Here is a 24,943-nt window from a genome sequence, read left to right on the forward strand (position 1 = left end):
GGGATGCCCATGATCCCGCGCCTTTCCCATTGGCCGATCCGACGCCAGGTGCTGGCCGCGCTGGCGGTGTCGATCGTGGCCCTGGCCGCCCTGTCGGCGGGAGTCGTCGCGGACCGGTGGCGCGCCCTGTCGGAGATCACCCGGCTGCGCACCCTGGCCGACGTCACCACCACCGTGGGGGCCCTGGCGCACGAACTGCAAAGAGAGCGCGGGGCCAGCGCCCTCTACATCGGCAGCCGGGGCAACCAGTTCCGCCGCGAGCTGGACGCCCAGCGCACCCTGTCCGACGGGGCGCTGGCGGGGCTGACGGGCGCGCTGGCGGGGCTGCGGGGCAGCCCCGACTATGAGGGGTTCCTGGCGTCGGTAGCCGATGCCGAGTCGCTTCTGGCCACGCTGGCGCAGCGCCGCGGCGCAATCGACCGCCTGGCGGTCCCGGGGCCGGAGTCCTTCGCCTTCTACACCCGCGTCATCGGCGGCCTGCTGGATGCCACCTACGAGGTCAGCCGGATCACCGGCGACGCCGACCTGAAGAACGTGGTCGTCGCCTACACCGCCCTGATGCAGGGCAAGGAACGCGCCGGGCAGGAACGGGCCACCGGTTCCGGCGGGTTTGCCGCCGGGGCCTTCGACGGCCCGACCTACCGCCGCCTGGTGTCGCTGATCGCGGCCCAGGACACCTATTTCGCGGTCTTCCGGGGAGTCGCCGCCTCCGACGCGGCCGCCCTGTTCCGCAGCCGGGCCGAGGGTTCGGCGCTGGAAACGGTCGAGGCACTGCGCCGGGTGGCACTCGACGCGGGGATCGCGGGCGACCTGAAGGGCACCGCCGCCCCCGACTGGTTCCGCGCCACGACGGAGCGCATCGACCGTATGAAGGAGGTGGAGGACCGCCTGGCCGACGATCTGCGCGCCATGGCCGACGCCAGGGCCGCGGCGGCGCGGCGGGACTTCGCGCTGGTCCTGGCGGTGGCGCTGGCCGGGTCGGGGCTGGCGCTGCTGGTGGGCATCGCCGTGGTGCGCTCTATCACCGGCACCATCGGTGGCCTGACGGCCGCCACCGAACGCATCGCGGCCGGCGAGGTCCAGGTGCCCGTGCCCGGCGACGAGCGCGGCGACGAGGTCGGCGCGCTGGCCCGCGCCATCCATCACATCCGCACCGCCGGCGTATCGGCCATGCGCATCAAGACCGCACTGGACACGGTGTCGGCCAACGTGATGATGGCCGACACCGACGGGCGGATCATCTACCTGAACCGCGCCGTGCTGGAGATGTTCCGCCGGGCGGAGGCGGACATCCGCGCCCGGCTGCCGCGGTTCGACGTCAACGCCCTGCAGGGCTCCCACATCGACGACTGGCACCGCGACCCGACGATGCAGCGCCGCCTCCTCTCGACGCTCACCGGCTCCCACCGCTCCCGGGTGGACATCGGGGTGCGCCGCTTCGACCTGATCGCAACGGCGGTTTTGGATGAACAGGGGGCCCGCCACGGGACGGTCGTGGAATGGCGGGACGTGACCCAGGAACTGGCCATCGAAGACGAGATCGCCGCCATCGTCCGCGCCGCCGCCGAGGGCGACTTCTCCAAACGCTGCACCACGACGGGAAAGGAGGGCTTCATGCTGGAGCTGGCGCGCAGCATGAACGCCCTGACCGGAACGTCGGAGCGGTCGCTGCGCGACGTGGTGGAGTTCCTGGCGGCGCTGGCCGACGGCGACCTGTCCAAGCGGATCGACGGCGACCAGCGGGGCATGTTCGGCCGCATCGGGCAGGACGCCAACCGTACCGCCGAACGGCTGGGCGACATCGTCGCGCGCATCGCCGCCGCCGCGGACACCATCGGCACCGCGTCCGGGGAAATCGCGCTGGGCTCCACCGACCTGGCGGAGCGCACGGAGCAGCAGGCGTCGTCGCTGGAAGAGACGGCGGCCAGCATGGAGCAGCTCGCCGCCACCGTCCGCTCCAGTGCCGACAACGCCCGGCACGCCAACCGCATGGCCGAGGACGCGCGCCGCTCCGCCGAGTCGGGCGGCACCATCGCCGGCTCCGCCGTAGCGGCCATGAAGCGGATCGAAGAGGCCAGCCGTCGGATCACCGACATTATCGGGGTGATCGACGAGATCGCCTTCCAGACCAATCTGCTGGCCCTGAACGCGGCGGTGGAGGCGGCGCGGGCCGGCGACGCCGGGCGCGGCTTCGCCGTGGTGGCGCAGGAGGTGCGCAACCTGGCCCAGCGCTCCGCCCAGGCGTCGAAGGAGATCAAGACCCTGATCCTCGACAGCGACGGCCAGGTGCGCGACGGTGTGGAGCTGGTCGGCCGGGCGGGTGACGCGCTGGCCGGCATCGTATCGGGCGTGCAGGAGGTGGCGGCCCTCATCGCCCGGATGGCGGCAGCCTCGGCCGAACAGGCCACCGCCCTGGACGAGATCAACGCCACCGTCGCCCAGATGGACGAGATGACCCAGCGCAACGCGGCGCTGGTCGAGGAGACCACCGCCGCGTCCCGCTCCCTGGCCGATCAGGCCAACGACCTGCGCGGCCTCGTCGCCTTCTTCCGCCGGGTCGCCTGACCGGGGTCAGGCCGGCGCCGCCCCGGTGAACTCCAGCACCATGGCGGCGTAGTGGCAGCCGGCACCGATCAGCACGAAGACGTGCCAGATCGGATTGTAGTAGGGGATCCAGACCTGGTGGTGGATCCAGGCGCCAAGGGTGAAGGCAACCCCCTCCGCCAGGATCAGCGCGAAGGCGGCGGCGGACAGCGACGCCTGCAGCGGCCCCACCACCGCCAGGGCGGCCCAGCCCATCAGCAGGTAGAGCACCAACCCCGTGCGCTCGAAACGGCGGGGGAACAGCAGCTTCAGCGCGGCGCCGGCCAGCGCCATGCCCCACACGGCCATGCACAGCACCAGCCCCTCGCCCTCGCCGTTCAGGCGGGTGAGCGACAGCGGCGTGTAGCAGCCGGCGATGGCGATGTAGATCATCGCGTGGTCCGCGCGGCGGAACCGTTCCTTCCACCAGCCGGCCGGCGTCATGTTATAGAGCGCCGAGGAGGTCAGTACGCCCACCATGCCGGCGCAGTAGATGGCAAGCGCCGTCATTTCCAGGGGCGTGGCGTGGACCGCCGCGGCGCTCATGAGCCAGGCGGCGGCGATGATGGCGCCGGGAACGCCCACCACGTGGACCACGGCATCGGCCGTGCGTTCCCGGTCGGTGTAGTCGGGGAAATCGAAAGGGGCGCTGGTCATGGCGACGGCGCCCCCCGGTGGCGCGCGGCGCCGAAGCGGTCGCGGGGCATCGGTCCTCCGTCCTTGTCCGGCGGTCCGGCCGCCGTCAAAGGATCAACGCGATGCCCCGTGCCGTGCTCCGCGATCCGGGGAGGTTAAAACCTCAGTAGGCGTACTCCCGGAACACGGGGTCGACGCTGCCGCCCCAAACCCCGTGGTAGCGGGCCAGCAACTCGTCGGCCGGCGTCTGCCCGGATTCGGCGATGCCCTGGAGCGTGTCCAGGAAATGCGCCTCGTCGTCGCCCCAGTTGTCGTTGCGCCGCCGCCGCACCAGACCGCCGCGGGCGATCTCCAGCACCTCCAGCGACACCTCGCGCAGGGTGCGGTCGCGGAACGGCGTGCGCAGGCCGTGGCGGGGCACGTCGGCGCGCAGGCGGGCGCGCTCCTCCCCGGTCCAGTCCTTCACCAGGTCCCACGCGGCGTCCAGCGCCGCCGTGTCGTACAGCAGCCCGACCCATAGGGCCGGCAGGGCGCACAGGCGCCGCCACGGGCCGCCGTCGGCGCCGCGCATCTCCAGGTACTTCTTCAGGCGCACCTCGGGGAAGGCGGTGGTCAGATGGTCGACCCAGTCGGTGATCCGCGGCGTCTCACCCGGCAGGGCGGGCAGCCGGCCCGCCATGAAGTCGCGGAAGGACTGGCCGGAGGCGTCGATGTAGGTGCCGTTGCGGTAGACGAAGTACATGGGCACGTCGAGCATGTAGTCGACGTACCGCTCGAACCCGAAACCGTCGGCGAAGACGAACGGCAGGTCGCCGGTGCGGTCGGGATCGGTGTCGGTCCAGATGTGGCTGCGGAAGGATTGGAAGCCGTTGGGCTTCCCCTCGGTGAAGGGGGAGTTGGCGAACAGCGCCGTCGCCACCGGCTGGAGCGCCAGCGACACCCGGAACTTCTTCACCATGTCGGCTTCCGAAGCAAAGTCCAGGTTCACCTGCACGGTGCAGGTCCGCGTCATCATGTCGATGCCCAGCCCGCCCCGCTTGGGCATGTAGTCGCGCATGATGCGGTAGCGGCCCTTGGGCATCCAGGGGATGTCGTCGCGCGTCCATTTGGGCTGGAACCCCAGCCCCATCATGCCGATGCCCAGTTCCCCGCCGACCTCCTTGACCTGGCGCAGGTGGCGGTGCACCTCCGAACAGGTCTGATGCAGGGTGACCAGCGGTGCGCCGGACAATTCCACCTGCCCGCCCGGCTCCAGGGTGATGTTGGCCTTGTCCTGCGTCAGGGCGATGACGTTGCCGTTCTCCTCCACCGGTTCCCAGCCGAAGCGCTGCATGCGCGTCAGCAGCTCGCCGATACCGTCGGGCCCGTCGTAGGGCAGCGGCCGCAGGTCGGACAAGCGGTAGGCGAACTTCTCGTGCTCGGTTCCGATGCGCCAGTCCTCGGCCGGTTTGCTGCCGGACTCCAGATAGGCGACCAGTTGCCGCCGGTCGGTGACCGGTTCGCCTTGCGCGGTGGGGGGAGCGGACATGGCCGTGCGTTGCCCTGATCAGGAGGTGGGCGTCGCCGGAGCATCCGGCGACCGGTACGGCGGTCTGGCGTCGCCACCCGCGGCCCAGTCCCCGGCGAGGGCCTGCCAGCACGCGAGCGCGGCGAAGGCCGCCGTGTCGGCCCGCAGGATACGGGGCCCCAGGCCGACCGGAACAACAAAGGGAAGATTGCGGATGGCGTCAAGCTCCCGCGTGTCGAAGCCTCCCTCCGGTCCGACCAGGAAAGCGGCCGGACGCGTGGCGTGGGCACGCACGGCCTCCGCAACGGGAATGGCAGACCCGCTCTCGGCGCAGAAGAACAGCACGCGATCGGCCGGCCAGCCGGCCAGAGCGCGGTCCAGCGGCACCGGCTCGGCCAGTTCCGGCACGGTCAGGCGCTCGCACTGCTCGGCCGCCTCCACGGCGTTGGCGCGCAGCCGGTCCAGGTTGACCCGGTGGGGGTCGGTGCGCCGGGTGAAGACCGGCCAGATGCGCGACGCGCCCAGCTCGCTCGCCTTCTCCGCCACCGTGTCGATGCGCCCGCGCTTGAGCGGCGCGAACAGCAGCCACAGGTCGGGGGCCGCCGTCTGCGCCCGCAACCGCCCGTCCACCGTCAGGGAGCACCAGCCCTTGCCGAACCCGTCGATGGTGGCCCGCCATTCTCCGTCGCGGCCGTTGAACACGGCGATGGCGTCGCCGCGGTCCCGGCGCATCACGTGGCGCAGGTAGTGCGCCCGCTCGTGGTCCAGCCCGACCGCCTGGCCGGTCGCCAGGGGACCGTCGACGTAGAGGCGGATCTTCGGACGGGCATCCGGATGGTGGTCGGTGGCGGTGCTCTCGGACATGCGCGGTCGGGCCTTCGGCGGGCGCTGCGGATCGGCGGATTCCGCCCGACTATAGACCTAATGCCCGTCCGCGGCACCCCGCCTTGCGGGGGCCGCGGGCGGGGGCTAGGGTGGCGCGCATCTCGCCGACCACGGAACACCGGCCGCCATGCCCACGCCCCCCTCCCCCGCGCCAACTCCGGCCCCGGGCTTCACCGACATTCGCCGTGACGACTGGATCGACCGCCTGGCGCCGGCCGCCGTCCGCCCCTATCTGCGGCTGGCGCGCCTCGACCGGCCGATCGGCACCTGGCTGCTGCTGTTCCCCTGCTGGTGGAGCGCGGCGCTGGCGTCGCCCGGATTGCCCGACTGGCGCCTGCTGGCGCTGTTCGCGGTGGGTGCCGTGGTGATGCGGGGCGCCGGCTGCACCATCAACGACATCCTCGACCGCGACATCGACGGGCGGGTGGAGCGCACCCGCGGCCGGCCGATCCCCAGCGGCCAGGTCAGCGTCCGCCGGGCGCTGGCCTTCCTGGTCCTGCAATTGCTGATCGGGCTGGCGGTGCTGCTGCAGTTCAACGCGGCGACGGTGGCCTGGGGGGCGCTGTCGCTGGTGCTGGTCTTCACCTACCCCCTGATGAAGCGGATCACCTGGTGGCCGCAGGCGTTCCTGGGGCTCACCTTCAACTGGGGGGCTCTGGTGGGCTGGACGGCGGTGCGCGGCGAGCTGGAGGTGCCCGCCCTGCTCCTCTACGCCGCCGGCATCGTGTGGACGCTGGGGTACGACACCATCTACGCCCACCAGGACAAGGAGGATGACGCCCGCATCGGCGTGAAATCGACGGCCCTGCGCCTGGGCGACTCCAGCAAGATCTGGATCTACGCCTTCTACACGCTGACCTTCGGCGGTCTGCTGCTGGCCGGGCGGATGGCCGGGGTCGGCCCCTGGTTCCAGCCGGTGCTGATGCTGGCCTGCCTGCACCTGGCATGGCAGGTGGCGACCTGGAACCCCGACGACCAGACCGATTGCCTGGCCAAGTTCCGCTCGAACCGCTGGTTCGGCTGGCTGGTGCTGGCGGCGATCGTCGCCGGTCGGGTCGTGTAAGGGGAGTTAACGTTCGGCGCTGGCGACCTGATGGGAGCCGGCGCCGGTGCGGACGGGCTTGCGGGCGGGCTGGACGGTCGGCGGCAGGGCCGCAACGGTCACCGGCCGGGCATCGGCGGGCGCGGCCGCAGCGGTGGTGACGGCGGCGGCCGGGCGACTCCCGGGCTTGACCCCCGGCAGCACGGTGGCGACCGTGACCGGAGCGGCGGCGGGAGCGGCGACCGGTGCCGTCGGGGCGGGCACGGCGGCGGTGTGCAGCAGTGGCTTGCGCGCCGGCACCACCGGGATCGCCGCCTCGGCGATGCGGGCCTGAACATCGCGTCCGCGCGGGGCGCGGCCGGAGGGAGCCACCGCGTACTCCATGCGCGGACCGGTGCGCTGCGGCTCCGTGCCGTCGGGCAGGATGAACCCGTAGGTGGGATAGGTGCGCAGGCCCCATTGGGCGCTGGGTTCGTGCCAGACACGGACGGTGGACCAGTCGCCGCGGCCGGAGACGTCCATCACCCGCATGTTGCGCCGCAGCCCCTCGCCGTCCAGCCAGGTGTGGTCGACCTCGATGGTGCGGCTGTCAATGACGCGGCTGACCAGCGACACATGGCCGCGGTTGAGCCGGCCGCTGCGCTTGAACACCAGCACCGAGCCGGCGGCCGGCCGGGTGTCGCGGGCGTACTGACCTTCCGCCCGGCTCCACCAGAGCCAGGCATCACCGCGAATCGTGAAGTCGGAAAGGGCGCGAACGGTGCGAACGCAATCCTGTGCCTGCGCCGCGGGGACGATCATGGGGCTGAACGCGAGAAACGCGGCAAGCGACAGGCGGATTCCCAGTCCGTTCGATCGCATGACTCCCCCACCCCGTTGTATTCCCTGTGTCGGCTGGGTAACACGATGCGCAGGACCTGTCCACTCCGTTTGATTTATGTAACATGACGCGGCTGTGGATAAGTTCCCCTGCCCCGCACCCCGCAACCGTCACGCACGAGCCGCGCCGATGACCTCCCCTTCGCCCGCGGACTTCGTCCGCACCAACACGATTACCGCCCCGCCGCCCCTGATTCCGGAGATCCGCCTTCATCTCGCCACCGAGGTGACACCCCTGTGGGAGGCGACGGAAGAAACGTTACGGAAGTCCAATCTTCCGCCCCCGTACTGGGCTTTCGCCTGGCCCGGCGGGCAGGCGGTGGCGCGCCATCTGCTGGACCGTCCCGACCTGGTGCGGGGACGCCGCGTCGTCGACTTCGCCGCCGGCAGCGGGCTGGTGGCCATTGCCGCACGCCGGGCCGGTGCCGCCTCGGTCCTGGCGCTGGAGATCGATTCGTTCGCCCTGGCGGCCATCGACCTCAACGCCGCCCTCAACGGCGTCACCGTGGACGCCCGCTGCGAGGACCTGATCGGCGATCCCCTGCCCGGCGTTGATCTCGTGTGCGCCGGCGACGTCTGCTACGAGAAGCCCATGGCCGGCCGCGTCACCGCGTGGCTGCGCACCCTGGCGGCGGCCGGCGTCACCGTCCTGCTGGGCGACCCCGGCCGCAGCTACCGCCCCGACCAGGGCATGGAGCATCTGGCCCGTTACGCCGTGCCGACGTCGCTGGAACTGGAGGACCGCACGGTCCGGGAAACCGACGTCTGGCGGATGCTGCCGGGGTGACGGCCCGCCCGGCCACCTCAGTCGATCGACCAGCGGGTCATGTGGGGAAAGGGCGGCAGGCCGTTGTTGCCCATGTGGTCGAGCAGGCCGGAAAAGCCGGTCATGCCCGCCTGGGCGAGCGCGAGGGGGCCGAAATGGGTCCCCCGCTCCAGCCACGCCAGCATGGGGTGAAGCCCTTCATACTCGTGAAACTGGTAAGACCCGCGGAAGAAGATGGCCTCCTGCGACACGCTCAGGTGCCGGGCCACCGCGTAGGACCAGGCCTGCGACATGAACTCCCCCATCCGGACCGCGGCGACGAGCTGCGGGTCGGCGGTGCCGCCGTCCGCCGTCTCTTCGGCGACGAGAGCCTCCAGGTCGGCCTGGATGTCGCGCCCCAGCCGGGGCCAATAGCGGCGCGGCACGACGGCGATGTGCCCGGCCTCGTGCAGGACGTCGCCCGATCCGACCAGGGTGTCGGGATCCACGTGGATCACCCCGTCGCGGATGTTCACCCCCGGCAGGAAGCCGCCGCGGGCCCCCTCGCCATACTCGACGGAAATGCCGACGCCGCGCACGAAGTCGACGATGGGCTCCAGGGCTTCGCGATGATGCATCGACCTTCTCCGCTCGCGTGAACGCCGGGCGCGATATTCGCCAACAGGACGCACGGACGCAACCGGGAAGCACCGCCCCGCCGCAGAGGGACCTGCCTTTTCGCTACGCCGCTTCGCGCGGCTGAATGTCGCGCTCGATCTCGCCGCCGTGGTCGTGCGCAGCCATCGACAGGTCGTGGTTCGTCTGAAGGTTCATCCGGAATTGCGGCGTCGTCCCGAAATAGCGGGCCAGCCGCAGGGCGGTGTCGGCCGTGACCGCGCGCCGCTCATGGACGATCCCGTTCATGCGCGACACCGGAACGCGCAGCGCCAGCGCCGGCGCGTCGACCGACAGGCCCATCGGCTCCAGGAACTCCTCACGCAGGATCTCGCCGGGATGGGTCGTGATTGGCATGGTGTACAATTCCCCCGTCGCGGGCACGTTCACGGCGCTTGACGAATGCGGCGCGCCGCCGAACCTTACGGCCTCGCACTCGCTCGCCGCCGGGATAGACCGTCATGCCGTACACGTCTTTACGCGACTTCATCGACCGGCTGCAAGCCGACGGGCAGCTTGTGGTGGTCCGCGAGCCGGTCTCCACGGTGCTGGAGATGACCGAGATCCAGACCCGCCTGCTGGCGGAGGGCGGCCCGGCGGTGCTGTTCGAGAACGCGATCAAGGCGGACGGCACGCGCTCGGAGATGCCGGTGCTGGTCAACCTGTTCGGCACGGTGGAGCGCGTCGCCCGGGGCATGGACCGCGAGGCCCACGAGTTGCGCGCGGTGGGCGAGACGCTGGCCTTCCTCAAGCAGCCGGAGCCGCCGGGCGGCTTCCGCGAGGCGCTGGAGCTGATCCCGCTGGCCCGCACCGTGCTGGCGATGAAGCCGAAGACCGTCGGCTCCGCCCCCTGCCAGGAGGTGGTGCTGAAGGGCGACGATGTGGATCTGGGCCGCCTGCCGGTGCAAAGCTGCTGGCCGGGCGAGCCGGCACCGCTGATCACCTGGCCGCTGGTGGTGACCAGGGGCCCGACCGGCCGGCGCGAGGACGACTTCAACCTCGGCATCTACCGCATGCAGGTGCTGGGGCGCAACCGCACCATCATGCGCTGGCTGAAGCACCGCGGCGGGGCGCAGCACCATCGGCGCTGGGCGGCATCGGGCCGGCCGGAGCCGCTGCCCTGCGCCGTCGTGCTGGGCGCCGACCCCGGAACCATCCTGGCCGCCGTGACGCCGGTGCCCGACACCCTGTCGGAGTACCAGTTCGCCGGCCTGCTGCGCGGCCGCAAGGTGGAGCTGGTGGACTGCAAGACGGTGCCGCTGAAGGTGCCGGCGCAGGCCGAGATCGTGCTGGAGGGCCACGTCAGCCTGGACGAGACGGCCGACGAGGGGCCCTACGGCGACCACACCGGCTATTACAACTCGGTCGAGCCGTTTCCGGTGTTCACCGTGTCGTGCATGACCATGCGGCGCCGGCCGATCTACCTGTCCACCTTCACCGGGCGCCCGCCGGACGAGCCGTCGGTGCTGGGCGAGGCGCTGAACGAGGTGTTCATCCCCCTGCTGACCCAGCAGTTCCCGGAGATCGTCGATTTCTGGCTGCCGCCGGAAGGCTGTTCCTACCGCATCGCCGTGGTGTCCATGCGCAAAGCCTATCCCGGCCACGCCAAGCGGGTGATGATGGGCGTGTGGTCGTTCCTGCGCCAGTTCATGTACACCAAGTGGGTGATCGTCGTGGACGACGACATCGACGCGCGGAACTGGAAGGACGTGATGTGGGCGATCTCCACCCGCATGGACCCGGCCCGCGACATCACGGTCATCGAAGGCACCCCCATCGACTATCTGGACTTCGCCAGCCCCGAGTCGGGCCTGGGCGGCAAGGTCGGGCTGGACGCCACCAACAAGTGGCCGCCCGAGACCCGGCGCGAATGGGGCGAGAAGATCCGCATGAGCGACGCGGTCATCGAGGAGGTGACGCGCAAATGGGCCGGCTACGGCCTGCCCGGCAGCGGCCGGCCCATCTGGAAGTAGCGCCCGCCTTTACGACCGTTCAGCCCGCTCCACCCGCTGCACCATGTCGCGCGAGGCGCGCATGGAGATGTCCAGCAGGCGGTTCTGCATGTCGAGCCAGGCGTTCATCGCCTCGCCCACCACCTCGCCCTGCACCGCCGCCAGCTCCTGCGGCGAGGTGCAGCGGGTCAGCCGACGGCCGGCCTCGCTGCCGGCCAGCGCCGTGCGGTTGACGTAGGCGATCCACGCCGCCCCGGCCTCGCTGGCCGCCCGCGCCGCCACGTTGGGGGCGGTGCTGATCGCCAGCATGCGGTCGCGCACCGGCTCGGCCATGCGGTCCATGGCGCCGGCCGCCTGCAACGCGGTCCGGGCGCCGGTGCGCGCCGCGTCGACGCCGCTGCGCGCCGCGGTGCGGGCCACCTCGGCGCCCGCCTGCGCCGTGCTGCGCGCGGTCTCGGCGGTGGTCTGCGCGGCGTTGCGCGCGGTCTCGGCCGTGGTCCGCGCGGCGTTGCGCGCGGTCTCGGCGGTGGCCTCCGCCGCCTCGCGCTGGCGGCGCGCCTGTTCGGCCTCGGCCCGGCGGGCTTCGACCATGCCGGCCTTCTGCTCCTCCAGCGACTCGGCAAGGCGCTGCTGCTCGTCGTCGCTCAGCGCCTTGCGGACGGCGGGCAGCAGTTCCTTCTTCTCGTCGCGGACGTGCTGCTGGAACAGCCGGCGCAGTTCCCCGACCTTGTCACCGAAGGCCGCGCCGTCCCTGGGCATGCCCTCCAGTTCGGAGAGCAGGGCACGGACCTTCCGGTTGTCATCGATGGCGGCGGGGACGAGGTCCTTCGTCTCCTTGTGGCGGCGCAGCAACGGGAAGAGGTGTTCCTCCTCCAGCCGGGCCTGCTGCTCCAGCTCCTCCTTCAGCTCACCGAGCAGACGCTCGCGCGTCTTCACGGCGCCATCGCTGGTGTCGGCCAGCTTGGCGAACAGTTCGTTCGCCTTCGCCGGCATGGATTGCAGAACCTGAGTGATGCTCATGAGTGCGTTCCCCCGTCGGTGTTCCGCGGCGCAACATGCGGATGTTGCGCCGCAATACGCCGGAGAAAACCGTGTGGCCGCGCCACGGTTCCGGAAAAAAATGCGCCGGCCGCGGAACGCCCCCGGCGCTCGCGCCGTTGGCGCGCGCAGCCGCGCCGAGTTCACCGCTCGCGGCGCCCGATGCACCGGAGAACGCCCCATGCCCCACCGCCCCGCCGAACGCCTGCGTGCGGTCCCGCTGCACCCGGCCGACCCCGACGCCGGATCCGATGCCCCGGCCGAACCGATTCGCGCCAACCTCTCGGCGATCGAAGCGGCGGGGCCGGCCCTGTTCGTCGGGTCCGACGAGGGGGCCCGCATCGAACGGCTGCTGCGCACCGATGACAGCGCCGGCTACGGACGACACCGGTCCTATGCGCTCGCGTCCTTCTTCGACCTGCCGGCCGGCTCCGATGGCGAGGTGGATGTGGAGGGGCTGGCGGTCGACGGTGGCTGGCTGTGGGTGACCGGATCGCACAGCCTGGCGCGCCGGAAGCCCAAGCCCGACGAACGGGACGCCGCCGCCGCCCTCGCCCGCCTGACCGACGTGAAGCGTGAACCCAACCGGTACCTCCTGGGCCGTATCCCCCTGGCCGGCGCCGACCCGGAACCGGTGCGCCGCGACGGCCCGCGCACCGCCGCCTGCGTGAAGATGGGGGACCGCCGCAACGCGCTGGCCAAGGCTCTGAAGCACGACGCGCACATCGGCCGCTTCCTGAAGGTTCCCGCCAAAGAGAACGGATTCGACGTGGAAGGGCTGGCGGTGCGCGGTGACCGGGTGTTCCTCGGCCTGCGCGGGCCGGTGCTGCGGGGCTGGGCCTGCGTGCTGGAGCTGCACCCGGCGGACGCGGGGAACGGCCGCCTGGACATCACCCCCATCGGCGCGGCCGGCGAGCCCTACCGCAAGCACTTCCTCGACCTGGACGGGCTGGGCGTGCGCGAACTGGCGTTCGACGGTGACGACCTGCTGATCCTCGCCGGTCCGACGATGGATCTGGACGGCCCGGTCATCGTCTACCGATGGAGCGGCGCCGCGGATGTCGGCGATGCGACGATCATCCCCCGCGATCGGCTGACCCGCACGCTCGATCTGCCCCACGGCACGGGCTTCGATCACGCGGAGGGCATGGCCCTGCTCGCCACGCCCGAAGGGCCGCGCCTGCTGGTCGTCTACGACAACCCCGGCGCGGGACGGCTGCACGCCGACGGCAGCGGCGTGGACGCGGACCTGTTCGCCCTGCCGGACCGGTGACGCGGCCGCCCTACACCGGGAACAGCGCGGCGGCCACCCGGCGGCCCTCGGCCATCAGGACGTTGTAGGTGCGGCAGGCGGCACCGGTGTCCATGGGCTCCAGCGTCAGGCCATAGGGCCGCAGGGCACGGCGCACCTCCGGCGGCGGAAGGATCGCCCGGGGGCCGCAGCCGAGCAGCAGCACCTCCACCTTCGGCTGTTCCTCCAGCACGGGGCGGAAGCTGTCCGGGGTCAGGGAGGCGACGCCGTCGACCTCCCAGTCCAGGGCCCGGTGGGGGAAGACAATGACCGGCCCCGACCGCCACGTGCCGGCGACGCTGATCTGCCCCTCGCCGTAACCATCGATGATGAAACGGTCATGGGGAATGAGCGGCGTGATGTCCATGGACGGTCCTCGTCGTGCAGCGGGTTCCGGACCTCAAATGGGGACGAGCTTCGGCTTCGTCCGCCGCATCCACGCCACCACCATCAGGCGGGTCACCCAGATCGCGGTGAACAGCGAGGTGACGATGCCGATGGTCAGCGTCACCGCAAAGCCGCGGATGGGGCCGGAGCCGAAGGCGTACAGCAGCACCGCGGCGATCAGGGTGGTCAACTGGCTGTCGATGATGGTGGTCAGCGCCCGGCTGTAGCCGGCGTCGATGGCCGAGATCACCGAGCGGCCGTTGCGCTGCTCCTCGCGGATGCGCTCGAAGATCAGCACGTTGGCGTCCACCGCCATGCCGATGGTCAGCACGATGCCGGCGATGCCCGGCAGCGTCAGCGTTGCCTGGAAGGCCGACAGGGCGGCGAAGATCAGCACCATGTTGATGACCAGCGCCGACACCGCGAACACGCCGAACAGGCCGTAGGTGGCCAGGATCAGCACGACCACCAGGGTCAGGCCGGCGACGCTGGCGATCTTGCCCGCCTCGATCGAATCGGCGCCCAGGCCGGGACCCACGGTGCGCTCCTCGATCACGTTGAGCGGCGCCGGCAGGGCGCCGGCGCGCAGCAGCAGGGCCAGGTCGCTGGCGGTCTGCACCGTGAAGTTCCCGGAGATGACGCCGGCCCCGCCGAGGATCGGTTCGCGGATTACCGGGGCGGAGATGATGCGGTTGTCGAGCACGATGGCGAACAGCCGCCCCACGTTCTCCCGCGTGGCGTCGCCGAAGCGGCGCGCGCCCACCGAGTCGAAGCGGAAGCTGACCACCGGACGGCCGTCCTGGAAGGTGGCCTGAGCGTCGGTCAGGGTGTCGCCGCTGACCATCACCCGCCGGTTGACCGCCATGTACTGGCCCGGCTGCTCCACCAGCGGCAGCCGCAGCGTGCCGGGCGGCACGCGGCCGGCCATCATCTCGGCCGGGCTCACCGTCTCGTCGACCAGATGGAAGGTCATCTTGGCGGTCTGGCCGATCAGGCGCTTGACCCGCTCGGGATCGTCGATGCCGGGAAGCTGAAGGAGGATGCGGTCCTCGCCCTGGCGCTGGATCGTCGGCTCGCGGGTGCCGGTCTCGTCGACGCGGCGGCGCACGATCTCGATGGACTGGTCGACGGCCTGCCGGCCGCGCGCCGCGATGGCCTCTTCGGTGGGGCCGACCCGCACCCGGCCGGCGCCGTCCACCGAGGTTTCCAGCGCCCCCGATTCGATGCGGCGCACCAGGTCCCGCGCCTCGTCCACCCGCCCCGGCTCGCGCACGGTGAAGGCCACCGCGCTGCCGTCGATGGCCAGGTCGAGATAGCCGATGTTGGCGGTGCGCAGTTCCGACCGGACGCTGTCGAGCAGGGCGTTGAGACGCTCCTGCGTCACGGCGCGCAGGTCCACCTCCAGCAGCAGGTGGGAGCCACCCTGCAGGTCAAGGCCGAGGTTGATGGTGCGCGTCGGCGCCCACGACGGCAACTCACCCTGCAGCCGCTCCACCGTCTGCCGGTCCAGGAGGTTCGGCGCGGCGTAGATGACCCCGAGCGTGCAGAGCACGAGGATGAGGACGATCTTCCACTTGGCTAGATAGACCATGGTCCTGGCCGGTTGCCCCGTTCGTTGCGTTGCGCATCGGGCGCGTCATGCGCCCGGCGATCGGTCTCGTCCACCGATCGCCGGCTGCGAACCCGACGGATCAATGCCCCGGCATTGATCAGGAAGGTGACGTCGGCGGCACCCCGGGGGGAGCCGCCGGGGATCACTTGCGGCCGAACATCTTGCCCAGCGACTTGGCGGCGCCTTCGGTCTTCGGCGCCTCCGGAGCGGCGGCGGCCGCCTCCTCGCCCTTGGCCGGCTCGCCCTTGGAGAGGACGAGGTTGACGGTGGAGCGCAGCACGCGCACCCGCACATTCTCCGCGATCTCGACGGTCAGCTCGTCCTCGGGCCCGACCTTGGTGATCGTGCCGATGATGCCGCCGCCGGTGACGACGCGGTCGCCGCGCCGCACCGCATCCAGCATTGCCTTGTGTTCCTTCATCTTGCGCTGCTGCGGACGGATCAGCAGGAAGTAGAAGACCACGAAAATGAGGATGAGGGGCAGCATGGACATGAACATGTCGGCGCCGCCGCCCGGCGCCGCGGTCTGGGCGTAGGCCGTCGAGATGAACATCCTGAAGCTCCTGATGGTTGGTCGATGCCGCAGGGCATGGGAACGCGGCGACTATAGCCGCCCGTGGCAGGGATGCAACGCCTTCCGGTACCCCGGCCCGCCCGAACCGAGGCTTTCCCTTGTCGGCGGGGGGCCGGCACCGTAGGCTCGCCACCCCCGATCCCGTCCGCATGCCGAGCCCGCGATGTCCGAGTCCCAGCTTCTTCCCCTGCTTGCCCGCATCGCCGACGCCCTGGAGCGCCTGGCCCCGCCGCCCGCCGCCCCGGTCGAGGCCGGTGCCGCCGACGCCTTCGTCTGGCACACCGACCCCGACCGGCTGGAGCCGGTGCCGGCGGTCAACCGGGTCGACATCGCCCTGTTGCAGGGCGTCGAGCGCCAGCGCGACACCCTGCTGGAGAACACCCGCCGCTTCGCCGCGGGACTGCCGGCCAACAACGCCCTGCTGTGGGGCTCGCGCGGCATGGGCAAAAGCTCGCTGGTCAAGGCGGCGCACGCCCGGGTGAACGAGGAGCGGCCGGGCACCCTGGCCCTGGTGGAGATCCACCGCGAGGACATCCCGTCCCTGCCCCGCCTGCTGGCCCGCCTGCGCGGGCTGGAGCGCCGCTTCGTCCTGTTCTGCGACGACCTGTCGTTCGACCATGACGACGCCCACTACAAGTCGCTGAAGGCGGTGCTGGAGGGCGGCATCGAGGGGCGGCCGGACAACGTGGTGTTCTACGCCACGTCCAACCGCCGCCACCTGATGCCCCGCGACATGATCGACAACGAACGCTCCACCGCCATCAACCCGGCCGAGGCGGTGGAGGAGAAGGTGTCGCTGTCGGACCGATTCGGCCTGTGGCTGGGCTTCCACAACTGCGACCAGCAGACCTTTTTCGCCATGGTCGAGGGCTACGCCGCCCGCTACGGCCTGGACCTGCCGCCCGATCAGCTCCGCGCCGAGGCGGTGGAGTGGTCGGTGACCCGCGGCAGCCGGTCGGGCCGCGTCGCCTGGCAGCTCATCCAGGACCTGGCCGGCCGGCTGGGGAAGCCCCTTCGCTGACGCGGGCACCTTCCAGTTCGGTGCGCGGGTCGATGGCCTGGCTGCCCTTGCGCAGCTCGAAATGGAGCTGCGGGGTGGACACCGACCCGGTCTGGCCGACCGTGCCGATCGCCTGGCCGCGGCGCACGGTGGCGCCGCGCTGGACGTCCATCCGGTCCAGGTGGGCGTAGGCGCTGATGAAGCCGTCGGCGTGGCGGACCAGCAGCAGATTGCCGAAGCCCCGCAGCTCGTTGCCAGCATAGACCACGACGCCGTTGTCGGCGGCCACCACCGGAGTGCCCTTGGGTGCGGCGATGTTGATGCCGTCGTTGTGCATGCCGTCGGTCTTGGTGCCGAAGGTGGACACCACGGTGCCCTTCACCGGCCACAGGAAGCGCGAGCCGCCGCGCGGCGGCGGCCCCTCCTCCGACGGCGGGCGCGGCGGCGGCGCGGCCGCTACCTGTGCCGGTGCCGCCGGCGCGGGCTTTGCCGTGGCCGGCGGCGCTGCCGGGGGCGGCGCCGCGGCGGGAGCGGGAGCGGGCGCCGCGGCCGTAGCCGGCGGCGGCGAAGCGGCGGCGGGCGGCGCGGCCGGTGCGGCGGTCGGCGGCGGCAGCGGGGTGGCGGTGACCTTGGGGGAGGCGGCGGTGCCTGCGGGCGGCGGTGCGGCGGCGGGTGCCGGCGCCAGGGCGATGGGCTCCGAACGGGGCGGCGGCGGCGGCGCAGCGGCGGTCACCACCGGGGCGGGCTTGACACCCGGCGCCCCCGCGGGCGGCGGCGACCAGTCCCGCGCCACCTCGACCCCGCCGCGCTCGGGCGGCAGGCGGAGCTGCTGGCCGGACTGGACTGCGTACGGCTCCTGCAAGCCGTTGAGGCGCGACAGCTCGTTCATGCCGACGCCGGTCATGCGGGAGATGCCGTGAAGCGTATCGCCCCGCTGCACCGTGTAGACGCGGGTGCGCGGCAGGGTCAGCCGCTCCCCCACCTGCAGGGCGTAGGGTGGCGAGGCCCGGTTGACCTCGATGAGGTCGCGCAGCGGCACGTCGTAGCGCCGCGCGATGCCGTACAGCGTGTCGCCCTTCTGCACGATCACGGTGCCGCCCACGGAATCCCCGGCCTGGCGGACCAGGGTGACCGGGGCCGGGTCGCCGGTGCGCTGGCAGGCGGCCACGGCCGGCAGCGCCGCCAGCAGGGCCGCGGCGACGCACCGGCCCGTCAGGCCCGCCGGGCGTGCTCCACGCCCGCCTCGGCCGGCTGCTCCGGCTGCGGCTGGTCGGACAACAGAGGGACGAAACGGACGGGCCACAGATCCTCCCGATCGAAACCGGTTTCGGTGCGCCGGATGCGGACGACGCGCTGGTCGCCGTACCCACCCAGCGGAATGACCATGACACCACCAACGCCGAGCTGATCCGTCAAGTCCTTCGGCGGCTCGGGGCCGCCGGCGGCCGTGACCATGATGCGCTCGAACGGGGCCTGTTGCGGCCAGCCGCGCGTCCCGTCGCCGTGACGGGTGGTGATGTTGTGCAGGCGCAGCGCCTGGAACCGGCGCTCCGCCTCGTGCAGCAGCGGCCCGTGCCGCTCGATGGTGTAGACCCGGCGGCACAGGCGCGACAGCACCGCCGCCTGATACCCCGATCCGGTGCCGATCTCCAGCACCTTGTGACGGTCGTGCACGTCCAGGGTCTGGGTCATCAGCGCCACGATCATCGGCTGGCTGATGGTCTGGCCGTGGTCGATGGGCAGGGCCGTGTCCTCCCACGCCTGGTCGTGGAAGGAGGGCGGGACGAACAACTCGCGCGGGACCCGTTCGATGGCCGCAAGCACCCGGGTGTCGGTGACGCCCGACCGGCGCAGGGCCATGATGAGACGGATCTTGCGCGCGTCGACGGTCACACGAACGCCTGCTTCAGCGTCTGGAGCGTGGGGGTGTGGGTGAGGTCGAGGAACAGCGGCGTCACCGAGATGCCGCCGTTCAACACGACATGGATGTCCGTGTCCTCCGCCACCTCGGCCTCGCCGCGCAGGGCACCGATCCAGATGTAGGGACGGCCGCGGGGGTCCAGCCGCTCGAACAGCTCGTCGCCGATCTTGCGCTTGCCGTGGCGCACGATGTGGATGCCCGTGACGGCGTCGGGTGCGACGGCCGGGAAGTTCACGTTCATCAGCACGTTCTTCGGCCAGGCCACCGACACCGCCTTGCGGATCACCTCCGGCCCCAGGCGCTCGGCCGTTTCCCAGTCGGGCGGCCCGCCCGGCTCGATGTGCTGCGACAGGGCGATGGCCGGCACGCCCAGCAGGGTGGCCTCCATGGCCGCGGCGATGGTGCCGGAGTAGGTCACGTCCTCGCCGATGTTGGAGCCATGGTTGACCCCCGACAGCACCAGCGTCGGCTTGTGGTCCCGCAGGATGTGGTTGATCGCCAGCAGCACGCAGTCGGTCGGCGTGCCGTCGACGGTGTAGCGCTTGTCCCCCACCTGGCGCAGGCGCAGGGGCCGGTGGATGGTGAGCGAATGGCTGGCGGCGGACTGCTCCGCCTCCGGCGCCACCACCCACACGTCGTCGCTCAGGGTGCGGGCGATCCGCTCCAGCGTCCGGATGCCGGCGGCCTGGATGCCGTCGTCGTTGGAGATGAGGATGCGGGCGGACGCCAGGTCGAGCGGCAGGGCGAACATCAGGGGACGATCCTTTCCAGCCCGTTCATGTACGGGCGGAGCGCCTCGGGAACGACGATGGAGCCGTCGGGCTGCTGGTAGTTCTCCAGCACCGCGATCAGGCAGCGCCCGACCGCGACGCCCGACCCGTTCAGGGTGTGGACGAACGCCGTCTGCTTCTCGCCGCCGGGACGGCAGCGCGCCTTCATGCGGCGCGCCTGGAAGTCGCCGCAGTTGGAGCAGCTCGAAATCTCGCGGTAGGCGTTCTGGCCGGGCAGCCACACCTCGATGTCGTAGGTCTTGCGGGCCGAGAAGCCCATGTCGCCGCTGGACAGGGCGACCACCCGGTAGGGCAGGTCCAGGCGCCGCAGCACCGTCTCGGCGCAGGCGGTCATCCGCTCGTGCTCGGCGTCGGAGGCGTCGGGGGCGGTGATGGAGACCATCTCCACCTTCCAGAACTGGTGCTGGCGGATCATGCCGCGGGTGTCGCGCCCGGCCGATCCCGCCTCGGCGCGAAAGCACGGGGTCAGCGCCGTGAAGCGCAGGGGCAGTTCCTCCTGCGCCACGATCCGGTCGGCCACCAGGTTGGTCAGCGGCACCTCGGAGGTGGGGATCAGCCAATGGTCGGTGGTGGTGCGGAACAGGTCATCGGCGAACTTGGGCAACTGGCCGGTGCCGAACAGGGCGGTGTCGCGCACCATCAGGGGCGGCGCCACCTCGGTGTAGCCGTGCTCGGTGGTGTGCAGGTCCAGCATGAACTGGGCCAGCGCCCGTTCCAGCCGGGCCAGGGCACCCTTCAGCACGGTGAAGCGCGCGCCGGACATGCGGGCCGCCGCCCCGAAGTCCATCAGCCCCAGCCCCTCGCCCAGGTCGAAATGCTCCCGGGGGTTGGCTATGGGGCGCGGCTCGCCGTGGCGGCGGATCTCCACGTTGGCGGTCTCGTCCGGCCCGTCGGGCACGTCGTCTGCCGGCAGGTTGGGCAGTGCGGCCAGCAGGGCGTCCAGTTCGGCGCCCACCTGCCGCTCCTCCTCCTCCGCCTCGGGCAGGCGGATCTTGAGGTCGGCCATCTCGTCCAGCAGCGGCTGCGCGTCGCGCCCCTGCTTCTTGGCGAGGCCGATCTCCCGGGCCGCCTCGTTGCGGCGGGCCTGCATCTCCTGCATGCGCGTCTGGGCGGCGCGGCGGCGGGAGTCGAGGTCCAGCACCACGGCGGACAGGGGCTCCAGCCCCCGCCGGCCAAGGCCGCGGTCGAAGGCGTCGGGATTGTCGCGGATGGCGCGGAGATCGTGCATGGCGGAACGGACGTTGCGGGGACAGGAGGCCGGTTATAGACCCCCTCCCCGTGCAAATCCAGAGTGCGGGCGGCCGCGGGGCCGCCGCCTCCGCCGGGTCAGATGTTCTCCGCCATGTGCACGGTGGCGTTGGACGCCTGCGCCGAGGCGGTGCGCTGGCGCACCTGGCGGGCCAGGCGGAAGGGGTTGGGCAGGCTCCACAGCAGCCCGCCGGCGCCGCGCAGGCGCGACGCCGCCTTGCCGATCCCCATGACGTCGCCCAGGCGGCGGTCGAGGAAGGCGCGGGTGTCCGCGCGCCCCTCCGACGGGTCGTCCAGCCAATAGAGCGTGGTGGCGCTGACCACCGCCGCCAGGGTCGCCCGCTTGGTGTAGTGGTTGACGTCGGTGGCCTGGTCGCCGGCGGCGTACCACATGGCGTCGACCGCGCGGTAGAGCAGGCGCAGGCCGAGCCCCAGGTTCTGCGGCATCGCCAGATAGGCCAGCAGCCGGCGCTTGGCCTCCCTGTGGGGCTCCAGCGCGTCGAGGCGGGCGAGCACGGCCAGGCGGATCTTGTCGGGCGTGCGCATCTCCGCCAGCGGGTGGCGGTGCATCTCCTCCACCATCAGGCGATCGCACCGGGCGCTGAAATGCTCCACCAGATCGCGCACGCCGCCGGGGAAGGCGCGCAGGGCCATGGCCGCGTCGTAGCCCGCCATGCGGGCGCCGTCGCGCATCGCCAGTTCGCTCCAACTGTCGAAGACCACGTTGGGCAGCGTCGCGTCCAGGATCTCGTCCCTGATCCGGTCCATCTCGGCGGCGGTTTCCATGGGCGTGCTCCCCTCCCGTTCAGGCCGACAGGGCGGCCGTGATGTGTTCCGATTCCTCGTTGAACGCCAACAGGCGCAGGTCGGGCATCCGGTCGATGTAGAGGATGCCGTCCAGGTGGTCCACCTCGTGCTGCAGGACGCGGGCGTGAAAGCCCTCGGCCTCCCGCTCAATCGGATTCCCCGACAGGTCGACGCCGCGGTAGCGGATGCGGCGGTGGCGGGGCACGATGCCGCGCAGGCCGGGAATCGACAGGCAGCCTTCCCAGCCCGCCACCAACTCCTCGCCCAGCGGCTCGACGACGGGGTTGATCAGCACCGTATCCGCCACCGCCTCGCCACCGGACCGATCCGCCGGCACCCGGAACACGACGATGCGCAGCCCCCGGTGGACCTGCGGCGCCGCCAGCCCGACTCCGGGGGCGTCGTGCATCGTCTCGATCATGTCGGCGGCCAGGCGCCGAATCGCGTGATCGGTCGGGTCGCGCACCGGCTCCGCCGGGGTGCGCAGCACCGGGTGCCCCATGCGGGCGATCTTGAGCAAGGCCATGAGCCATTATCTGGGAGGAACGGCGGGCTCGGCAACGGCCTCCCGCTCACTTGGGCTTCACAAGCACCCCTGCCCGTGCTATATGGCGTTTCCTCTCCGGGGGGTGCGCCCGTCGCGCCACCCTGGAACTCGTCTTGTCCAAACGCGGCCCCGGAGGGGGCTACAGAAGGGGTGACGGTCAACCGTGCAAGTTCTGGTCCGTGACAACAACGTCGATCAGGCCCTCCGCGCGCTGAAGAAGAAGATGCAGCGCGAGGGCATTTTCCGGGAGATGAAGCTCCGCCGGAACTACGAAAAGCCCTCCGAGAAGCGTGCGCGCGAGAAGGCGGAGGCGGTGCGCCGCACCCGCAAGCTGCTGCGCAAGCGCATGGAGCGCGAAGGCTACTGAGCCGCCGCGCGCGATACGCGCCGGCCCGCGGTCAGCCACGACGTCACCAACCGCCCACGCGCCCCGCGTGCGGGCGGCTTTGGTGTTTGTGGATAGTGAACACAACGTTCGTGTCGATTCGAGAGGTGGAGTGGTGAGCACCGCCAAGGAAACGCGCCGACTCGGCGTTCCCGACCTGCGCGCCCGCAAGGGCGGCGAGCCGATCGTCAGCCTCACCGCCTACACCACGCCCACGGCCAAGCTGCTGGATCCCCATGTGGACCTGATGCTGGTGGGCGACAGCCTGGGCATGGTGGTCTACGGCTTCGACTCCACGCTGCCGGTGACGCTCGACATGATGATCGCCCACGGGGCGGCGGTGGTGCGCGGAACCCGGCGCGCCTGCGTGGTGGTCGACCTGCCCTTCGCCAGCTATCAGGAATCGCCGCAACAGGCGTTCCGCGCCGCCGCCCGCGTCATGGCGGAAACGGGGGCACAGGCGGTGAAGCTGGAAGGCGGGGTTGAGATGGCGGAGTCCGTCGCCTTCCTCACCGCCCGCGGCATCCCGGTGCTGGGCCATGTCGGGCTGATGCCCCAATCGGTCAACACCCTGGGCGGCTACAAGGCGGTGGGCCGCGACGCCGCCGCGGCGGAGCGTGTCCGCGCCGACGCCCGCGCCATCGCCGACGCCGGCGCCTTCGCCATGGTGGTCGAAGGCACCATGGAATCCCTGGCCCGCACCATCACCGAAGAGGTGCCGGTCCCCACCATCGGCATCGGCGGCTCGCCCGCCTGCGACGGCCAGGTCCTGGTCACCGACGACCTGCTGGGCCTGTTCAGCGACTTCACGCCGAAGTTCGTCAAGCGCTACGCCGCCGTGGGGCAGACCATCAGCGAGGCCGCCGCGGCTTACGCCGCCGAGGTGCGCAGCCGCACCTTCCCGGGGCCGGAGCATTGCTTCGGGATGAAGAAGCCGGGCTGACGGTGCTATGATGCCGGCGCCGCAGCCCACGAAGGCCCGCCCGATGACCGTCCGCCGCCGTTCCGCCGCCGTCTGCCTCGCCCTCGTGCTGGCCGCAGCACCGGCCGGCGGGGCAAACGCCCAATCCCTGTTCAACTGGAACGGCGAGACCCCGCCCGTCAGTCACGGCAACAACGGCTCGCCGATCCCCACCATGACCAGGGAAGAGTACACCAGCTTCCTGTGCATGGCCGGCGGCGCCCTGGCCGGGACGATGACGGTGCTGGCCGGCGGTGCGGCGATCATCGCCACCGGCGCCAACGCCACCACCACCGAAACGGCGGTGGCCGTTCCGGTGCTGGTGGCCACCATTGCAGCCGGCTGCGGCCTGGGCACCGCCATGGCGCCCGCACTGGCCTGGCTTCACAACCGCGGCGATGCGCTGGTGCGGGAAATCGAAGCGCTGAAGTAGGCGGGGCTGTATTACACCCCGTCCACGATGATGATGGACATGCGCGCGGCCCCCGCCCGTGCGGCGCGGGCCGCGGTGTATTCCGGCCCCTCGTAGAACGCCCGCGCCGCCGCCCGGTCGGGAAACTCCAGCACGGCCACGCGGGGCGGCTGCCAATCCCCCTCCAGGACATCGACGGGCCCGCCGCGCACCCGGAAGACGGCGCCGTGCGCCTGCACGGCGATGCCGGAGAGGCGCTTGTATTCCTCATAGGCGGCGGGGTCGGTAACGTCGGCAGTGGCGATGATGTAGGCGGGCATGGCGGGCTCCTCGGAATGCGCGGCGGCGTCTCCGCCCGCCCCGCGGCGTCACCGCGGAACGGGCGGGTCGGCGGGAGCTTACGCGTGCTCCATCGATTTGACGACCTCTTCGGTGACCTTCTTGGCGTCGCCGAAGAGCATCATGGTGTTGGGGCGGAAGAACAGCTCGTTCTCCACGCCGGCGTAGCCGGACGCCATCGAGCGCTTGATAAAGAAGACGGTCTTGGCCTTCTCCACGTCCAGGATCGGCATGCCGTAGATGGGCGACTGCGGGTCGGTCTTGGCCGCCGGGTTGGTCACGTCGTTGGCACCGATCACGAACGCCACGTCGGCGGTACCGAAGTCGCGGTTGATGTCCTCCAGCTCGAACACCTCGTCATAAGGCACGTTGGCTTCGGCCAGCAGGACGTTCATGTGGCCGGGCATGCGCCCCGCCACGGGGTGGATGGCGTACTTGACGTCCACGCCTTCCTTCTTCAGCAGATCCCCCATCTCGCGCAGGGCATGCTGGGCCTGCGCCACCGCCATGCCGTAGCCGGGAACGATGATGACGGACTGGGCGTTCTTCATGATGTAGGCGGCGTCTTCCGGCGAGCCGGCCTTGACCGTCCCGCGCTCACCGCCGCCGCCGGCCGCGGCACCCGCCGACTCGCCGCCGAAGCCGCCGAGGATGACGTTGAAGATCGAGCGGTTCATGCCCTTGCACATGATGTAGGACAGGATCGCGCCCGAGGAGCCGACCAGC

General features: G+C 71.4%; 27 protein-coding genes. 9 read left to right on the forward strand and 18 right to left on the reverse strand.

The genetic code is table 11. The features are described from left to right. Positions 1-9: 9 nt before the first annotated feature. Positions 10-2,565, forward strand: coding sequence for a methyl-accepting chemotaxis protein (locus tag G472_RS40730; RefSeq protein WP_029011246.1), 2,556 nt, complete (start codon positions 10-12; stop codon positions 2,563-2,565). Between the two features lie 6 nt (positions 2,566-2,571). On the opposite strand, the gene trhA is transcribed toward G472_RS40730, so the two are convergent. The 3 genes from trhA to G472_RS0129330 form a co-directional block, all read right to left on the reverse strand. Beyond that, on the reverse strand, positions 2,572-3,240 hold the full coding sequence (trhA, locus tag G472_RS36370; RefSeq protein WP_035694186.1) for a PAQR family membrane homeostasis protein TrhA: 669 nt from the start codon (positions 3,238-3,240) through the stop codon (positions 2,572-2,574). A 142-nt stretch (positions 3,241-3,382) separates the two neighbouring features. Next, positions 3,383-4,747: a glutamate--cysteine ligase gene (locus tag G472_RS0129325; protein ID WP_029011247.1), complete on the reverse strand. Its 1,365-nt coding sequence runs from the start codon at positions 4,745-4,747 to the stop codon at positions 3,383-3,385. Between the two features lie 18 nt (positions 4,748-4,765). After that, positions 4,766-5,590 (reverse strand): 16S rRNA (uracil(1498)-N(3))-methyltransferase, encoded by an 825-nt coding sequence (locus G472_RS0129330; RefSeq protein WP_051341561.1) that lies wholly within the window; start codon positions 5,588-5,590, stop codon positions 4,766-4,768. A 148-nt stretch (positions 5,591-5,738) separates the two neighbouring features. Here G472_RS0129330 and ubiA point away from each other — a divergent pair, with 148 nt between their 5' ends. Then, on the forward strand, positions 5,739-6,674 hold the full coding sequence (gene ubiA / locus G472_RS0129335; RefSeq protein WP_029011249.1) for a 4-hydroxybenzoate octaprenyltransferase: 936 nt from the start codon (positions 5,739-5,741) through the stop codon (positions 6,672-6,674). Positions 6,675-6,680: 6 nt separating this feature from the next. On the opposite strand, the gene G472_RS37760 is transcribed toward ubiA, so the two are convergent. After that, positions 6,681-7,514 (reverse strand): CHAP domain-containing protein, encoded by an 834-nt coding sequence (locus tag G472_RS37760; protein ID WP_051341563.1) that lies wholly within the window; start codon positions 7,512-7,514, stop codon positions 6,681-6,683. A 148-nt stretch (positions 7,515-7,662) separates the two neighbouring features. On the opposite strand from G472_RS37760, the gene G472_RS0129345 reads away from it, so the two are divergent. Next, positions 7,663-8,319, forward strand: a complete 657-nt coding sequence (locus G472_RS0129345; protein WP_029011250.1) for a class I SAM-dependent methyltransferase — start codon at positions 7,663-7,665, stop codon at positions 8,317-8,319. A 17-nt stretch (positions 8,320-8,336) separates the two neighbouring features. Here the strand turns inward: G472_RS0129345 and G472_RS37765 are convergent, their stop codons facing one another. Both G472_RS37765 and G472_RS0129355 read right to left on the reverse strand, forming a co-directional pair. Continuing rightward, a complete protein-coding gene (locus G472_RS37765) occupies positions 8,337-8,915 on the reverse strand; it encodes a hypothetical protein (RefSeq protein ID WP_029011251.1) in 579 nt (192 codons plus the stop codon). A gap of 103 nt (positions 8,916-9,018) precedes the next feature. Continuing rightward, entirely contained in the window at positions 9,019-9,309 is a 291-nt protein-coding gene (locus G472_RS0129355; protein ID WP_029011252.1) for a HigA family addiction module antitoxin, read from the reverse strand. Between the two features lie 104 nt (positions 9,310-9,413). Here G472_RS0129355 and G472_RS0129360 point away from each other — a divergent pair, with 104 nt between their 5' ends. Continuing rightward, entirely contained in the window at positions 9,414-10,925 is a 1,512-nt protein-coding gene (locus G472_RS0129360; RefSeq protein WP_029011253.1) for a UbiD family decarboxylase, read from the forward strand. A 9-nt stretch (positions 10,926-10,934) separates the two neighbouring features. Here G472_RS0129360 and G472_RS37770 read toward each other — a convergent pair whose 3' ends face one another. Continuing rightward, positions 10,935-11,924, reverse strand: a complete 990-nt coding sequence (locus G472_RS37770; protein WP_051341565.1) for a hemerythrin domain-containing protein — start codon at positions 11,922-11,924, stop codon at positions 10,935-10,937. Positions 11,925-12,123: 199 nt separating this feature from the next. Between G472_RS37770 and G472_RS36390 the strand changes: the two genes are divergently transcribed. Next, positions 12,124-13,215, forward strand: a complete 1,092-nt coding sequence (locus tag G472_RS36390; RefSeq protein WP_051341567.1) for a DUF3616 domain-containing protein — start codon at positions 12,124-12,126, stop codon at positions 13,213-13,215. Between the two features lie 10 nt (positions 13,216-13,225). Here the strand turns inward: G472_RS36390 and G472_RS0129375 are convergent, their stop codons facing one another. The 3 genes from G472_RS0129375 to yajC all read right to left on the reverse strand — a co-directional run bounded on the left by G472_RS0129375 (position 13,226) and on the right by yajC (position 15,785). Continuing rightward, positions 13,226-13,600: an Mth938-like domain-containing protein gene (locus G472_RS0129375; RefSeq protein ID WP_029011254.1), complete on the reverse strand. Its 375-nt coding sequence runs from the start codon at positions 13,598-13,600 to the stop codon at positions 13,226-13,228. 33 nt (positions 13,601-13,633) lie between these two features. Next, positions 13,634-15,211, reverse strand: coding sequence for a protein translocase subunit SecD (secD, locus tag G472_RS0129380; RefSeq protein ID WP_029011255.1), 1,578 nt, complete (start codon positions 15,209-15,211; stop codon positions 13,634-13,636). Positions 15,212-15,374: 163 nt separating this feature from the next. Beyond that, positions 15,375-15,785: a preprotein translocase subunit YajC gene (yajC, locus tag G472_RS0129385; RefSeq protein ID WP_029011256.1), complete on the reverse strand. Its 411-nt coding sequence runs from the start codon at positions 15,783-15,785 to the stop codon at positions 15,375-15,377. A 184-nt stretch (positions 15,786-15,969) separates the two neighbouring features. On the opposite strand from yajC, the gene G472_RS0129390 reads away from it, so the two are divergent. Further along, the gene (locus tag G472_RS0129390) at positions 15,970-16,827 is read left to right on the forward strand and encodes an ATP-binding protein (RefSeq protein ID WP_029011257.1); all 858 of its coding nucleotides are present in this window, start codon (positions 15,970-15,972) and stop codon (positions 16,825-16,827) included. Here G472_RS0129390 and G472_RS0129395 read toward each other — a convergent pair. The 6 genes from G472_RS0129395 to def form a co-directional block, all read right to left on the reverse strand. Next, entirely contained in the window at positions 16,784-17,974 is a 1,191-nt protein-coding gene (locus tag G472_RS0129395) for a peptidoglycan DD-metalloendopeptidase family protein (RefSeq protein WP_084536984.1), read from the reverse strand. The genes G472_RS0129390 and G472_RS0129395 overlap by 44 nt on opposite strands. 44 nt (positions 17,975-18,018) lie before the next feature. Then, positions 18,019-18,699 (reverse strand): protein-L-isoaspartate(D-aspartate) O-methyltransferase, encoded by a 681-nt coding sequence (locus G472_RS0129400; RefSeq protein WP_029011259.1) that lies wholly within the window; start codon positions 18,697-18,699, stop codon positions 18,019-18,021. Beyond that, a complete protein-coding gene (gene surE / locus G472_RS0129405; RefSeq protein ID WP_029011260.1) occupies positions 18,696-19,478 on the reverse strand; it encodes a 5'/3'-nucleotidase SurE in 783 nt (260 codons plus the stop codon). Before surE ends, G472_RS0129400 begins: the two co-directional genes overlap by 4 nt. Beyond that, entirely contained in the window at positions 19,478-20,746 is a 1,269-nt protein-coding gene (gene serS, locus G472_RS0129410) for a serine--tRNA ligase (RefSeq protein ID WP_029011261.1), read from the reverse strand. The genes surE and serS overlap by 1 nt, the downstream gene beginning before the upstream one ends. A gap of 98 nt (positions 20,747-20,844) precedes the next feature. Further along, positions 20,845-21,552, reverse strand: a complete 708-nt coding sequence (locus G472_RS0129415) for a COQ9 family protein (protein ID WP_029011262.1) — start codon at positions 21,550-21,552, stop codon at positions 20,845-20,847. Between the two features lie 19 nt (positions 21,553-21,571). Further along, on the reverse strand, positions 21,572-22,099 hold the full coding sequence (def, locus tag G472_RS0129420; protein WP_029011263.1) for a peptide deformylase: 528 nt from the start codon (positions 22,097-22,099) through the stop codon (positions 21,572-21,574). Between the two features lie 184 nt (positions 22,100-22,283). On the opposite strand from def, the gene rpsU reads away from it, so the two are divergent. The 3 genes from rpsU to G472_RS0129435 all read left to right on the forward strand — a co-directional run bounded on the left by rpsU (position 22,284) and on the right by G472_RS0129435 (position 23,899). Further along, entirely contained in the window at positions 22,284-22,487 is a 204-nt protein-coding gene (rpsU, locus tag G472_RS0129425) for a 30S ribosomal protein S21 (protein WP_012974546.1), read from the forward strand. A gap of 133 nt (positions 22,488-22,620) precedes the next feature. Next, entirely contained in the window at positions 22,621-23,448 is an 828-nt protein-coding gene (gene panB, locus G472_RS0129430; protein ID WP_029011264.1) for a 3-methyl-2-oxobutanoate hydroxymethyltransferase, read from the forward strand. 43 nt (positions 23,449-23,491) lie between these two features. After that, a complete protein-coding gene (locus tag G472_RS0129435) occupies positions 23,492-23,899 on the forward strand; it encodes a hypothetical protein (protein WP_156927301.1) in 408 nt (135 codons plus the stop codon). An 11-nt stretch (positions 23,900-23,910) separates the two neighbouring features. Here the strand turns inward: G472_RS0129435 and G472_RS0129440 are convergent, their stop codons facing one another. Both G472_RS0129440 and G472_RS0129445 read right to left on the reverse strand, forming a co-directional pair. Continuing rightward, positions 23,911-24,198, reverse strand: a complete 288-nt coding sequence (locus G472_RS0129440) for a DUF1330 domain-containing protein (RefSeq protein ID WP_029011266.1) — start codon at positions 24,196-24,198, stop codon at positions 23,911-23,913. A gap of 78 nt (positions 24,199-24,276) precedes the next feature. After that, the coding region (locus G472_RS0129445; RefSeq protein WP_029011267.1) for an NAD(P)(+) transhydrogenase (Re/Si-specific) subunit beta at positions 24,277-24,943 on the reverse strand (667 nt) is incomplete at its 5' end.

It is taken from the genome of Azospirillum halopraeferens DSM 3675 (genome assembly GCF_000429625.1).
GTDB classification, from domain to species: Bacteria; Pseudomonadota; Alphaproteobacteria; order Azospirillales; family Azospirillaceae; genus Azospirillum; species Azospirillum halopraeferens.